This window comes from Exiguobacterium sp. UBA3968 (assembly GCF_002385115.1).
Taxonomy (GTDB): Bacteria; Bacillota; Bacilli; order Exiguobacteriales; family Exiguobacteriaceae; genus Exiguobacterium_A.
In genome coordinates, this window is record NZ_DGCW01000005.1 from 446,664 (window position 1) to 460,578 (window position 13,915).

13 protein-coding genes are annotated in these 13,915 nt (G+C 47.1%); 8 read left to right on the forward strand and 5 right to left on the reverse strand.

What is annotated here, in order from left to right:
• Nucleotides 1-4 precede the first annotated feature (4 nt).
• The 3 genes from B3S86_RS03935 to B3S86_RS03945 form a co-directional block, all read right to left on the reverse strand.
• Nucleotides 5-1,309, reverse strand: a complete 1,305-nt coding sequence (locus B3S86_RS03935; RefSeq protein ID WP_290749299.1) for an LD-carboxypeptidase — start codon at nucleotides 1,307-1,309, stop codon at nucleotides 5-7.
• A gap of 26 nt (nucleotides 1,310-1,335) precedes the next feature.
• Nucleotides 1,336-2,349, reverse strand: a complete 1,014-nt coding sequence (locus B3S86_RS03940; RefSeq protein ID WP_056060561.1) for a hypothetical protein — start codon at nucleotides 2,347-2,349, stop codon at nucleotides 1,336-1,338.
• A gap of 91 nt (nucleotides 2,350-2,440) precedes the next feature.
• A complete protein-coding gene (locus tag B3S86_RS03945; RefSeq protein ID WP_056060564.1) occupies nucleotides 2,441-2,881 on the reverse strand; it encodes an RrF2 family transcriptional regulator in 441 nt (146 codons plus the stop codon).
• A gap of 140 nt (nucleotides 2,882-3,021) precedes the next feature.
• On the opposite strand from B3S86_RS03945, the gene B3S86_RS03950 reads away from it, so the two are divergent.
• Entirely contained in the window at nucleotides 3,022-3,819 is a 798-nt protein-coding gene (locus tag B3S86_RS03950) for a hypothetical protein (RefSeq protein ID WP_056060567.1), read from the forward strand.
• 57 nt (nucleotides 3,820-3,876) lie between these two features.
• On the opposite strand, the gene B3S86_RS03955 is transcribed toward B3S86_RS03950, so the two are convergent.
• On the reverse strand, nucleotides 3,877-5,121 hold the full coding sequence (locus B3S86_RS03955) for an MDR family MFS transporter (protein ID WP_023467788.1): 1,245 nt from the start codon (nucleotides 5,119-5,121) through the stop codon (nucleotides 3,877-3,879).
• 402 nt (nucleotides 5,122-5,523) lie between these two features.
• Here B3S86_RS03955 and B3S86_RS03960 point away from each other — a divergent pair, with 402 nt between their 5' ends.
• The 4 genes from B3S86_RS03960 (at nucleotide 5,524) to B3S86_RS03975 (ending at nucleotide 9,653) form a co-directional block, all read left to right on the forward strand.
• Nucleotides 5,524-7,104, forward strand: coding sequence for a peptide chain release factor 3 (locus B3S86_RS03960; RefSeq protein ID WP_035408673.1), 1,581 nt, complete (start codon nucleotides 5,524-5,526; stop codon nucleotides 7,102-7,104).
• Between the two features lie 125 nt (nucleotides 7,105-7,229).
• The gene (locus B3S86_RS03965) at nucleotides 7,230-7,697 is read left to right on the forward strand and encodes a general stress protein (RefSeq protein WP_290749309.1); all 468 of its coding nucleotides are present in this window, start codon (nucleotides 7,230-7,232) and stop codon (nucleotides 7,695-7,697) included.
• A 120-nt stretch (nucleotides 7,698-7,817) separates the two neighbouring features.
• Nucleotides 7,818-8,906: an MBL fold metallo-hydrolase gene (locus tag B3S86_RS03970; protein ID WP_290749312.1), complete on the forward strand. Its 1,089-nt coding sequence runs from the start codon at nucleotides 7,818-7,820 to the stop codon at nucleotides 8,904-8,906.
• Between the two features lie 93 nt (nucleotides 8,907-8,999).
• The gene (locus B3S86_RS03975) at nucleotides 9,000-9,653 is read left to right on the forward strand and encodes a hypothetical protein (RefSeq protein ID WP_290749314.1); all 654 of its coding nucleotides are present in this window, start codon (nucleotides 9,000-9,002) and stop codon (nucleotides 9,651-9,653) included.
• A gap of 246 nt (nucleotides 9,654-9,899) precedes the next feature.
• Here B3S86_RS03975 and B3S86_RS03980 read toward each other — a convergent pair whose 3' ends face one another.
• Nucleotides 9,900-11,138, reverse strand: coding sequence for a purine/pyrimidine permease (locus tag B3S86_RS03980; RefSeq protein ID WP_290749317.1), 1,239 nt, complete (start codon nucleotides 11,136-11,138; stop codon nucleotides 9,900-9,902).
• 107 nt (nucleotides 11,139-11,245) lie between these two features.
• Between B3S86_RS03980 and B3S86_RS03985 the strand changes: the two genes are divergently transcribed.
• Genes B3S86_RS03985 through B3S86_RS03995 form a run of 3 tightly spaced genes read left to right on the forward strand, consistent with a single transcriptional unit; the run spans nucleotide 11,246 to nucleotide 13,915 of the window.
• On the forward strand, nucleotides 11,246-12,067 hold the full coding sequence (locus B3S86_RS03985) for a LysR family transcriptional regulator (RefSeq protein ID WP_290749320.1): 822 nt from the start codon (nucleotides 11,246-11,248) through the stop codon (nucleotides 12,065-12,067).
• A 27-nt stretch (nucleotides 12,068-12,094) separates the two neighbouring features.
• The gene (locus tag B3S86_RS03990) at nucleotides 12,095-13,279 is read left to right on the forward strand and encodes an RtcB family protein (protein WP_035408663.1); all 1,185 of its coding nucleotides are present in this window, start codon (nucleotides 12,095-12,097) and stop codon (nucleotides 13,277-13,279) included.
• Between the two features lie 33 nt (nucleotides 13,280-13,312).
• On the forward strand, nucleotides 13,313-13,915 hold the full coding sequence (locus tag B3S86_RS03995; protein WP_035408660.1) for a hypothetical protein: 603 nt from the start codon (nucleotides 13,313-13,315) through the stop codon (nucleotides 13,913-13,915).

The following is a 13,915-nucleotide window of genomic DNA, read 5'->3' on the forward strand; positions in this document are numbered from 1 at the left end:
ATATTTAAGAAATATGAAGTCGGATGACCTCGTCATGAAGGTCAACCTGTCCACCGATCGGGAACGTAAACAAAGGACTCGTATGTCCAAAATCGACATTCGCAAGGACCGGGATCTGTTTTAGTGATGGGTAAAGTGAAATCAAGTAGCGCAGATGTTCTTCCGTCATCTTCGTCGCGAGTTGGAACCGCCCAAAGACGAGCCCACGAATTGTCTCGGCGCCTGGTTGCGCCATCAAAGAGGCGAAATCACGGGCGAACGTCGCTGGGTGGACTTCGTAATCGTCTTCAAGGAACAAGATTGTATTCCGCAAATCAGGGAAGTGCGACGTGCCTTGAAGGAGGTTCAAGGTGCAAAGATTTCCACCGATTAGACGACCGCTCGCTTGTCCCGGAGATAAGAGTATCGGTCCTTTGTTCGGTAACGTGATGACATGTCCGCGATCCGAATCCCGCCAATGAATCGACGGCTTGATTGTAACCGGGTCCGTTGCGAATAAGACTTGTTTGAAATAATCAATCGTATAGGCGTCACGATCACGGAAAGCCCGTAACATTGGTCCAGAGTATGTCACTAAACCTGTATTCGTCAAAATGGCGTGACTGAGCGCGGTGATATCAGAGAAGCCACAAAGAATCTTCGGATGCGTCCGAATCAGTTCATAATCGAGTAAATCGACGAGTTCATTCGTACTGAACCCACCACGAACGCAAAGGATCGCATCGACGTTCGGATCAGCAAACGCGGCGTGGAGATCTGCAACGCGTAACTCGGGATCACTGGAGCCGAACGGATTGACAGCACGCGCATGTTGACTGATTGAGACGCGTAATCCGAATGATTCGAGTGTCTCGATTGCATCGTCAATGATCTTCAGCTCGACTGTCGAGAGGCTCGAAGCGGGGGCGACTAGGCGGATATGTGAACCATCTGTCAGCTTCTTCGGCGTTAAGGTCGGAAGATGAGCGGAAATGATTTCCAATCGGTTACCGAATGGGTCCGCTGTAAAGAAACGACGGCGCGGAGCAAGTCGTGTATCATGCTCAACGGGATAACCTGCGGCTTGCAAGCGATCACTCATTTCTTCAAATGTAGCGACAGTCAATCCAGGATGCGCTTTTTTAGCAGGAGAGAATGGATCCTCGATGCCGAGGTGAAGCGCTGTACCGTGTTCTTTAAACCAAACACCACCACTTTTTTGAACACCAGCAGGTTTATCGACTTCCTTCATATGTAAAAGCCCGGCATAAAATGCACGGGCGCGATCTTCTTCGTTTTTCGGCATAGCGAGTTGGACATGATCTAACATGAAGACACTTCCTTTACGAATAAGATTTAAGCAACGAACTGGGTGATCCGTTTCAGTTCACGCTCGACAAGGTTCAAGTAGAAGACACCTTCGATCCGACGATCAAGAGATTGAGCGATTTCATATAAGTTCGTCCGGAGCGCTGCGAGATACGACGCTTCCTCACCAAGGGATTGTCGATGGGCAAATGCATAGTGAGCGAGTAGGAACTGGAGATATCCACGATCGGTTAAGAATGGAATCAATTGTTTTTTCTCTTCCATCAACCAGGTATAGTTTGTGTCGTAATACATCTTCGCATATAAATGATAGGGCTCATCGCCACCGGTAAAGAGTGTTTCGCCACGTTTGACTTCTTCAATCAAGCGTTCGCTCCAATCAAAACGCTCTTTTTTGCGACTAAGGAATAATGGCAGGATGTATGGATGAGCCTGATCTGGCATCCGTGAACAACCGCGTTCATGTCGCAGTGCCGCATAAAGAAGTAAGGCGCGATCTTCGAATCCACGTTCGATTGCATACGTCATCCGGCTGAAGGCTTCACAGGATGGGCAATCACTGAGTTCGTCGCTTGGTGCGTCGACCCATTCCGATAAATAGTGATCGGCTTGCTCCTCGTCACCGAGCTTGCTGTAAACCATGAAGCTAATATAGTCGCGTGTGCGCGCGAATCCATGCGCGTCACAAAAATCGATGAATCGGTCAAGATCTTCTTCGAGAAGCGATACCGTCACGTCTTCTTGTTCTGCCATATAGATCAAGTAGGACTTGTAGTTCCAGTACAAATCAAGTTCTTGTTTTGGAGTTAGTGTCATCTCATCTTTTCGGATCCATTCCATCAAGAGCGTGAAGGACACAAGAAACGATCGGAAGTGTCCTAAATCAAATTGATTTTGTGAAAATGTCCATAAGGAGAGGAAGCGGAGTGAATCATCAGCTGTTTCCTCAAAGATGGCCCATAAGGCCTCACCGCGTGCAACGGAGGGTTCTTCTTCCTTTAAGCGAAGATATAAAAGATGGAGTTCTTCTTGAGGGTTCATCTGTACCCCTCCTTTCTTATATAAGTATACCACGAGCGTTTTGAGAAATCGCAATTGAGCGAGGACGGAATAAAAAAGATTCCGAACCGGCTCAATCGCGGTTCGGAATCATTTCAAGTATTTGGGAATGAGTATTAGCTGTCGGATGTAGCAAATCATGTACTGTGTAACCATTGAGTACTTGATGGAACGCCGCAATGGCATCATCGAAAGCATCACGTGCTGGATTGAGCGAAGGAATCTCGTGAATGCCTTCTTGCGGATCGAGAAAATGAACGGTTGGTTCAAACAGTTGTACGACGTCACCGATATGAATTGCATCCGGAGGGCTCGCTAATCGAAAACCACCTCCACGACCACGGACAGATTCAATCAGACCACTCTGTCCTAAACGATAGACTACTTTCATCAAATGATTCTTAGAAATGTCGTAACAATCCGCTACTTCCTGGATTCGGACTAAACGATCGGGATGAGCTGCTGCGAACAGCAGGGACCGAATCGCGTAATCCGTATAACGTGTCATGCGCATTTTCATCACCTACTTAACACACATACTAGGGGGGGACGCAAGCATTTACAACTTTCAATGTGCAAAAAATAAGATGCATTTTAGAGATTGTTTTTGAGAGTGGATTCACGCATAATGGATGGTGAAAGGTAGGTTAAATTATGCATTTCGATCAGGCATTACACCTTTTGCAACAGCTCGGTCCATCGATGGAGCAAAAGGGATTGCGGATCGCGACGCGCTTCTATGACTCGCTCGAGGCGACGTACGAAGAAGAATTGCGCGCGCTTCGAGAAGCGGGAGCTCAGGACGGAACTCGGGCACTGCGGATTTTACGCCTGAGTCAATTATTGAATCAGATTACAAACCAGCATGAATCGAGTGAACTGTTTAAATTGATTTTACTGAATGAAATCGATCAGACGAAATCGTTTCTGTTGACGTACCCTGACATCATCAGTCGTGAAATTCTTCAAGCTATTCAAATCGAATATGACCTTAAAGAAAATGCACCTTTACTTCAAGCATGGGCAATTGTTCACCATCAACTCGTCGATACATGTCGGCATTTTTGTAAATACCGCCGTGCTGAAAATTGGCGGCAACAAGATATCTTATTGATCGCAGAAGAACATCATCTAGGAGCCGTCATTGATGAAGCAAGGCATGCTCTCTTAAGCGGTCGGAAAACGACCTTATTACATGTCTCAGCTGAAGAACTAGCAGAACGAATGTTAGCAAATGTCGTATCCTTGACGACGAAAGGCATGATCGTCCACCACATTCGTCAAGAAGGATGGGAACAGCAGATGCAGGAATTCCTGACGATGATCACAGCGAATGATCCGATCGTCTTCGTCAGTGGATCGACGAACTTCATTGCAGACATCCAGCAACGACTCGATCCGCTACCGGTCCTGTTCGGTCCGTTCGTAGCGGCAAATCAATTACCATCTTAACGAGAAAAGCGATGTGACATGTTCTGACAGAAGTCGGAGCATGACACATCGCTTTTTTTAGGCTGATTTCGTTAAACGTTTCGCTCGTTGAATCGAACGATCGAGTGCGAGATAGACCCCACCTGATACACAGCAGAGCAGTCCGACGAATCCAAGCGCAAAATCACCTTTTCCGGTATCAAGGAATAAGGATCCGAGAAGTGGGGCGGTGACGCCACCGATCAACCACTGAAGACTCGCAGCACCGTTGTACGTTCCGCGGAGATGTTCCGGGGCAATTAAGGCAATGAATGTCATCTGCACAGGGGACATGATCATCTCACCGAGTGTATAGAATGCATAAATCGCAAGCAATACTGTCACGAGCACGACATAACTCGTTCCGAGTGAGAACAGGTAAGACGGCACGAATGCGAGGAAAATCATACCGATTCCGAAGATCGAGGCACCAAGCAACATGACTTTTCCGAATGCCTTCCCTGACAAGCGAGCAGCAATCGGGAACTGGAATAAGACGACCATGATTCCGTTGAGTGCCATCAAGTAAGGAAACGGATTTTGTTTCGTCGGTAATCCTGGCAGTGCTTCTTTCAAGAAGACCGGTAACATACTTTCGACGAGGGCAAACCCCATCGAAATGAAGACACCCGCACCGATGAAGATTAAAAAGACGTGATCCTTCCGCAATACAGTGAGCGGTGATACTTTGACTTCGTCTGTCTTTTCGATATACTCCGGTTTCGTTTCTTCGATGAAGAAGTAAAGAACGAGTCCATATAGGAAAAAGACGAAGGCAGCGGAGTAGAAGATGAGCGAACGATCGACGAACAGGACAGCACTTCCGAGAAGTGGTCCGAACGCTGCGCCGACATTATGTCCCATCCGAAGCAGTCCGAACGATTCATTCAGGCGTTCTGGTGGTGTGACGTCAGCGACCATCGCGCTTGCTGCCGGATGGAACAGTGAACTCGATAAACCGAGCAACGCGTTCAAAGCGAGCAGCGGTCCGAATGAATCGGCGAACGAGAAACCGATTAGCGCGATGACGTCACCGATGATCGAGAGAACCATCAGTGGTTTTCGACCGAATTTATCAGCGAAGTGGCCACCGAGAACGGCGCCGACGAGTGACATGATCGGTCCAGTCGCCATGATGACGCCGACTAGGAAGTAGGAATCGAGTCGATCCGCGTAATAGAGAACTAAAAATGGTGCAATCATGAACATCATGATTCCGGTGATCGTTTCCCCGACGAACCGGATCCAGATGTTGCGATCAAGCTGTTTGAGTGCATTAAACATAGTGAAAACCCCTTATATTCCGTTTTTAGACAATAGAAAAGACGGATACGCACAAATATGGGCATACCCGTCCAAATATAAGAGGGCAGCATGTACGTATACGCATACGCACACCCTGCTTAATTAAAAATTAAACGATTGGGTGACGTACAGTTGTAGCCGATACAAAGACAGTGTGGACAGATGTCCGGGCTTGATGGAATACCATTGTACGTCTCCTCCTTCTGTAATAGTGAACTTCCTAGTCATCGTAAAGAAGATAGTGATGAATTGTCAACTTTAAATCTGAAAATTAAGTCAATGAAGTGAAATGGACGAGACCTTGAAAATTCGGTATGATAGACTAGTTGCGAAAAAGATTGATCGGACTTTTGAATATATCGGTGAAAGGAACTACCATACATGACAAACATTCTACAAACGGAAGTCGAAAAGCGTCGGATTTTCGGCATCATTTCCCACCCGGATGCGGGTAAGACGACACTAACTGAAAAATTCCTCCTACACGGAGGCGCAATCCGTGAGGCAGGTTCTGTCAAGGCACGGAAAAACTCGAAATTCGCGAAATCGGACTGGATGGAAATTGAAAAGCAACGGGGAATCTCTGTTACGTCTTCGGTCATGCAATTCGAATATGACAAAAAAATCGTTTCCATCATGGATACACCAGGTCACTCGGACTTCGGTGAAGATACGTACCGGATCCTGACAGCTGTTGACTCAGCAATCATGGTCATCGATGCGGCGAAAGGGATCGAGTCGCAAACGAAGAAACTCTTCCAAGTCTGTCGAATGCGCGGTATTCCGATTTTTACGTTCATCAACAAGATGGATCGTCAAGCACGTGATCCGCTCGAATTGATGGAAGAACTCGAAGAAGTCCTCGGTATCCCGTCGGTTGCTGTGACATGGCCAGCTGGTTCAGGTCAACAGTTCGAAGGAGTGTATGACCGTGTCAAAGGACAATTCCACTGCTTCAAAAATGATCGTAAGACGATCGAACTCGGCGAGGAAGGTCTCGCGAACGAAGAACTCGCGACGACGATTAACTCAGAAATGTACGAGACGTTGATGGATGAAGTCGACTTACTCGACGGCGCAGGTAACGAATACGATGAAGAATTGATCGCAAAAGGTGAACTGACTCCGGTCTTCTTCGGATCAGCACTCGTCGATTTCGGTGTCACACCACTTCTTGAACATTACTTGAACTTGTCTCCTTCACCGACACCACGTGAGTCAAACAAAGGAAAAGTCGAGCCGGCGCAAGACTTCTTCAGTGGTTTCGTCTTCAAGATTCAAGCGAACATGAACCCAAACCACCGCGACCGGATTGCGTTCGTCCGGATCTGTACAGGTAAGTTCGATCGTGGGATGGACGTCGTCCTGACACGGACAGGCAAGAAGATGAAGCTGTCGCAATCGACACAATTCATGGCGGATGAGCGTGAAACGGTCAACGAAGCGTTCGCAGGAGATGTCATCGGGTTATATGACTCAGGCAACTATCAAATCGGTGATACGATCACGAATGGCGATCCATCGTTACAATATGAAGCACTCCCGACGTTCGCACCAGAACTCTTCCTGAAGGTCTACACGAAAAACGCCTTGAAGTCGAAACAGTTCCAAAAAGGTGTCGAACAGCTTGCACAAGAAGGTGCGATCCAGGTCTACAAAACGGAATACAACGAAATCATCCTCGGAGCGATCGGACAACTCCAATTCGAAGTCTTCGAGCACCGGCTCAAAGGTGAGTATGGCGTTGACATCTTGAAGGATGCCGCGAACTTCCAAGTCGCCAAGTGGATCAAGCCAGCAGAAGTCGCTGCTGTCAAACAATTGACGGATTCACGGACGGTTCTCGTCTATGACCGCTGGGAGAATGCCGTTCTGTTATTTGCGAATGATTTCGTCTACGAGCGATTCGTTCAGAAAAACGAAGGAACGATCACATTGGTCGATTCACCGCAACAACTTTAATGTTTTCACGGACTACTTTTCGAAGTGGTCCGTTTTTTCGTTCTGGAAATCTCGTTTGATGACAATCGAACAAGGGTAAAAATAGAGCGTGTTTGAATTCATATGAAAAAGGACGGTGTCATGTGATGGCGAAACGGTTTGTTGGGATTTATCAGGATCAATCGAGTCTGGAACGAAAAATTGAAGAATTGAAACAGCAAGGACATCATGATTCGGACTTTTCTGTCGTCGGTCGAGATGACGCGGCAGAAGAAGCATCAGGTGCGAGTTGGATTGATCAAGTCAAATCAACGTTCTCTAAAGAACCACCGCTCCGTGAGACGTTAAAACGTGTCGGACATTCGGATGATGAGGCAGAACGGCATTACGCGGAAGTCGAGCGAGGTGGTCTTGCACTGTTCGTCAAGGATCGAGATCACGACCATGACCACGATCACCATCATGACCATGAGCATCATCATAACCATGACCAAGATCATCGGTACGATGATAATAAAGTCGAAAATCCAGGCAACAACGCCTATGAATCCAATCACCGTGAGGAAGGTGAGAAGAGCGACCGGGCGAAGTGGAAAGCGGACGATCTCGACTAATACCTAGAAGTGAAGGCGCCATATCGGTGATCTTCACTTTTTTCTCGTGTCCGGAGTCGCAAAGCGAGATGTGTGGGGAATCGAGGTGCTATACTGAGAGCATCGAAGAGGTGATAAGACATGAAAAAAATAGTGACAGCTTTAGCAGGAATCGGTCTTGCCAGTGCTTGGTTCATCAACCGATACCCGGTGTTCGGGAAACGACCAAGCCGTGCAGAGCGGCGGAGTTTCGAACGATCAGATCGTTTTGTTGACGGGAAATTCAAAAATGAGATGGATTTCCAGTTGAAGATGGAATGGGACTCGATGAAAAGCATCTTAAAGGATTACGGACGAAACATTCCGAATCTGCGTCCTGTCAAAGCGCTGCCGACGCTTCCATATCAGCGACGGCAAGACGATAGTGAGGCACCACGTGTGACATGGTTTGGACATTCGGCGTTTTTACTTGAACTCGATGGACAAACGATTTTCTTTGATCCGATGCTCGGTCGCGCACCGTCGCCATTCCCGAAACTGGGAGGGGGACGGTTTCAAACGACACAGAAAGTTGATCTTGAACGCCTTCCGTTGATTGATGTCGTCGTCTATTCACACGACCATTATGATCATCTGGACTATCCATCCGTCCTCGCTTTGAAAAATCGAGTCGGTCGCTTCATCGTGCCGCTCGGTGTCGGGAGTCGTCTGCGTGGATGGGGCGTCTCAGCGGACCGGATCACGGAACTCGACTGGCATGAGTCGACGCAAGTTGGTGTTGTTAAACTGACGGCAGCCCCATCTCGTCATTATTCAGGACGAAATGGTTTTGATCAATTTTCGACGCTATGGGCATCATGGGTCATCGAAGGCTCGCAAAAAGTTTTCTTTAGTGGCGATAGTGGGTATGGTCCGCATTTCAAAGCAATTGGTGAACAATATGGTCCGTTTGATCTGACGATGATGGAATGTGGGCAGTATGATGTCCGTTGGTCCAACTCGCATATGTTACCGGAACAAACGGTTCAAGCACATCGTGATGTCAAAGGTCGTGTCCTGATGCCGATTCATTGGTCTGCCTTCATCCTCGCGTTTCATGCGTGGTTCGAACCGGTCGAACGGTTGCTCAAGGAAGCGAAACGCGATGAGATTCCAGTTTTGACACCAATGATTGGGGAAAGTGTGACACCCGAGAGCACGACACGGAAATGGTGGCGGGAAGTGCGTTGAATAGTTGATTTCCAATCTAATTCACAAGTTTTTATGAAAGAGCGCGGTTTAACAATCGCGTTCTTTATTATATCTAATAAAGGAGTGAGAAGATTGCAAGAATACTTCAAAGTGCTAGATGACTTATCAAGTTTTCGAAATAAAAAACAGATGGATGAATACTATAACTACATAAAAGAAGAAGTTAGTAAAAATCGTCAGATCACTGAGTTAATCAGATTGAAAAAAGGAAGGTTTAAAGAGTTCATCGAGGAATACATTCCAGCTTATATTTTTTCGAAATCAGTTTATTTTCCTGAAAATGCTCAAATTAAGATTATCATTGGGAACCAAGGATATGATGCATTGATGAAATTAGAAGACGGTTTAATCGAAAAACTCGAATTTACATCTTATATAGATGGTCCGAGAGAAGTTGAAATTGCAAAATCCTTAAATAAAAAGGGTATATGGAGAACTCGTTTAAGCAGTTTGGATACATTAGAAGAGAGACGGAAACACTTTTTAGAAGAAACCAAAAAAAACATTGATAAAAAAGCTACAAAAAATTACAGTGATGTAAGTTTAGTTTTTAGTATTCACATCATGGAACTAGAACAAATTCCAGAACATCATGACTATCGTCTTCAAGATAAAGTGAGAGAATATATTCAAGCGACAACCTTTAACGCTAAGGAAGTATTTTTAATAATCGATGACGGTGGAAGGACGGAATTGATAGATGATCGTGTCATTCGAATTAAATAAGTAAACAGCAAGGGAGCTCGATAACCGAAACACATTCGGAATCGAACTCCCTTGCTGTTTGAATGATTTTGGATGAGACGTTCATCCTCGACTCTTACAGGAAAAGGGAGCGCGATTAACGCTTCCGTCAGGGAAAGGGAAGACCCGGCAGTATTGCATGGAATGCGAGATGCCGCGGCTTACTTCCCGCCTGAGGAAAGCGAGGATAACGAAATCGTCCGTCATCAAGATTGACTACCATTTAAATCAGCTCGCCAATCGATCCGCTTGTTTTGCACGACGTGAACGAACCTTTTCGACAATTTCGAAACCGAGCACAAGCATCGTTCCGACGAGCAATCCATTACTGAGAAACGGACGAAGCGTCAAAGGCAGGACTTCAGCGATGACGGTCGATTGCAACAAAATACTGATGCCGATGACGGCACTGATTGCAAACGCATGGCGACGACGGCTGTTCTCCATGTTACTTTCCGCTGACTGCCAGGCAATTAAAAACATATGCGGCAATGTCGCAAGCAACGCTGCACTCGCGACGCTCCGCGGCAATGTTGCTATGATCCCGATCAAGCTTGGGAAGAAACCAATCAGTGCGATGACGAGTGAGGCAATCAAGAACGGGCGACGTTTCCGGCTTCCCGTTTGTGCGATGAATCCACTCGTGATGGGTAATGGCACGGGAACGAGCGTCGAGAACGTAGCAGCGAGTAAATGAATGACACCTTCGATCGACAAGCCTTGGTGCAGACGTCCTTGTTTTTGAAGTGTTGCTTCGACGGCGCTTAAAGCAGCGATCAAATTGACGACGAGCAAGATCGCGAACGGAATCGCGACAAGGAATGCACTGCCGTCAAACTGTGGCCATCCGAACGGTAACGCTTGCGGTGGTGCAAACAAACTAGACGACGTAGGAAGTGACGGACGGCTGACGAGCCAACCGACGAGAATTCCGATCATCAAGGCGAACGGACGTAAGCGACTCGGTCCGAATTGACTGAGTCCGAGCACGAGCAAGAACGTGACGATTCCGGCGAGGCGTGTTGCCTCGACGGCGAGAACGGCACCGAGCATGACGCCTGTCAATTGAATACATAATAAGAGCAAAAATGTTCCACTGACGAGCGGTGTGAAGACGGGTAATAAGTATTTTGTCCATCCTGTCAAACCGAGAATGATAAGGACGATACCGGCAATTACGACGGCTGCCATCGCAATCGTAAAGGCTGTTTTTGAATCGACCGGTAGTGCGGCGATGACAACGAAGATACTGACCCATGATCCGGCAGGTCCCGATACGATTGGAAGCCGGTGGCCGAAAGCGCCGTGTAGGAAACAGGCAATCCCGCCTACAAAGAACGACCGTTGGACAAGGGCAGCTGTTTCGACTGAGGAGAGGTCGAACAGACTAGCGACGACGATCGGTAAGGCAATCGTGTTCGCAAGTAAGAAGACGATCCACTGGAAAGTAGAAGTCGTTTGTTTCATGAAAAAGCTCCTTTCTTAAACTGAAGATATTCCTGCATCATAGCATATGATTGATGTTATGATTCATATATCTTTATACATGAAAACATATGAAAGAGATGATGAGTATGGATTTACGTCAGTACCGCTATTTTTGTGCGGTCGTCGAGGAACAATCTGTCACACGAGCAGCGGAGCGCTTAAGAATGGCACAACCTGCCTTGACGCAACAAATCCGACGAATGGAAGAAGAGTTAAGCGTTCGTCTAATCGAGCGGGCAGGGCGCGGAATCCGGATCACACCAAGCGGCAACCGCTTATATGAAAGGGCGGTTTCATTGCTACAGTTTGAGCAGGAGACACGAATGGAATTAAGCGACATCGAAGCCGGACGAACAGGGATTTTGCGGATTGGTGTCAACACGTTATCAGCCAGTCGGCTTGTTGACTGGATCGAACAGATGAAACGACGACATCCTGGTATTATCTTACAAGTCCACCAAGGAGAATCGAGTGCGCTCATCGAACGGTTAAAAGAGCGGTCGCTTGATGCAGCGTTGGTCCGTCTGCCGATTGATGCGAAAGGCGTCTCGATTGAATGGATGGAGGAAGAACCGTTTCATCAAGTCTGGCACCCTGATCATCCGACAGCGGATCTCATCATTCCAAGTCAGGAAGGACTTGGTGTTTTTCAGACATTAAGTCAACGGCTCGGTGTCGTATCGCAAGAGACGTGTTCTGACGTCTTGACGCTAATCGGACTCGTTCGGAAGGGGAAGGCTGTGACCGTATTGCCGGAGAGTACGTTGCGGGAACTGGACACGGCAGGACTGCATCAGACATACCTGTCAGGTGCCGCGAGTACGACAGCCTTTGTCTGGTTGACGGAGACGGGACCGACGACACTGACGAAACAATTCATTGAAATCATGCAAGAAACAGCAAAATAATTAAATGGATAAGAAAGGAATAATCGAATGAAAACGATTCAAGGCACATATGGGGAAGCAAAGATTTTCACGGACAACGTCGACGAACTGACGATTAAGCAAGTAACAGCCATGTTGGAGGAACAATTTGCGACAGATAGTCGCGTTCGGATCATGCCGGATTGTCACGCTGGAAAAGGGTCCGTCATCGGAACGACGATGCATGTGACGGACGAGGTCGTACCGAATCTCGTCGGTGTCGATATCGGTTGCGGCATGTTATGTACACGACTTGCTGGACAGGGACCAATCGACTTTGCAGAGCTTGACGCAACGATCCAGCATCTCATTCCAAGTGGCATGTCGGTGCGTCAGCAAGCCCATCCATTGTCAGAACAGGTACCGTTTGATCAAGTACTTGCACCGTTCAACGAGACACGGGCACGGTTGTCGATCGGGACGCTCGGTGGAGGGAATCATTTCATCGAACTGAACCAGGATGCAGCAGGACAGCGCTATCTCGTGATTCATTCCGGCAGTCGCAACCTTGGGAAGACGATCGCTGAACATTATCAGGCAGAAGCCGAGACGGCACGCTTCCAATTTGATGCGGGTCAAATCATTGAGGAATTAAAGCAGCAGGGGCGCGAATCGGATATTCAGGCGACCTTGCAGCAATTGAAGGAAAAACGATCTACGTTTAACAAAGATTTAGCATCTGTTTCCGGAGAAACGATGGAGCGTTACCTCCATGATCTTAAGATCGCCCAACGATACGCAGCATTAAACCGTCAAGCGATGACCGAAGTCATTTTCGAGGCGATGGGATGGACGGTAGTGGATCAGTTCGATACGATCCACAACTACATTGATCTTGATGCGATGATTTTAAGAAAAGGTGCCATCTCTGCGAAAGCCGGCGAGCGGGCAATCATTCCGATGAACATGCGCGATGGCTCCTTGATCGTCGTCGGAAAAGGAAACCCTGATTGGAATTATTCCGCGCCACACGGAGCAGGACGCATCATGTCACGATCTAAAGCGTTCAAAACAGTTGAACTCGATGCATTCGAAAAGACGATGACCGATGTCTGGTCAAGTTCTGTCGTCGCGTCGACGCGTGACGAGTCGCCTTTCGTCTATAAACCGATGGACGAAATCATTCGCAATACGAAAGAAACGGTCGATGTCGTCGAGATCATTAAACCGCTATACAACTTTAAGGCAAAGTGATATCAGGGTGTTTTCAAAAGGGGAGGATAGTGTATGCGCTATAAGCGAAACATGGCGATCCTATTTTCGAGTGTATTTTTAAGTGTAGGATGTACGGATGAGGCGGTCACGACGGAACAGAAAAAAGTAGAAGTCAAAACTACTACTCATACGAATCAGAAGACAAAACATCCCATCTTACATCCTGTTCAGTATGAAAAGCTGTTCAAGTATATGGATGAACACTTGAAGATGGATCAATTTCAGTTGCAGGCAAGTACGATAGGTTCAGATTTCACGGCTGTAGATCGATCATTGAGTTTTGGGAAGAGACGTTGGTTAACCGTTGACGGAACGATAGACACACCGTCGACACAAGAGACACTTTATTTTGAAAATCAAAAACAAGATACGCGGTTAGCGATCCATTTTACTTATACAGATCGATACATAGGCAATGACGTGATGCAGTATCAATCAAGTGATGGCTACAAAGGGCTTAATCAAAAGCTATCGAATCAGTCTGATCTTATCATCATCAGCTACAAAAACATCCTCATATCCGTGCAACAAAATGCTTTATATAAAGTCGATCCTGACACGACGCAGGAGGCAGCAAAACAGGTGATTCACGAATTAAAAAACGCTCCCGTTTAA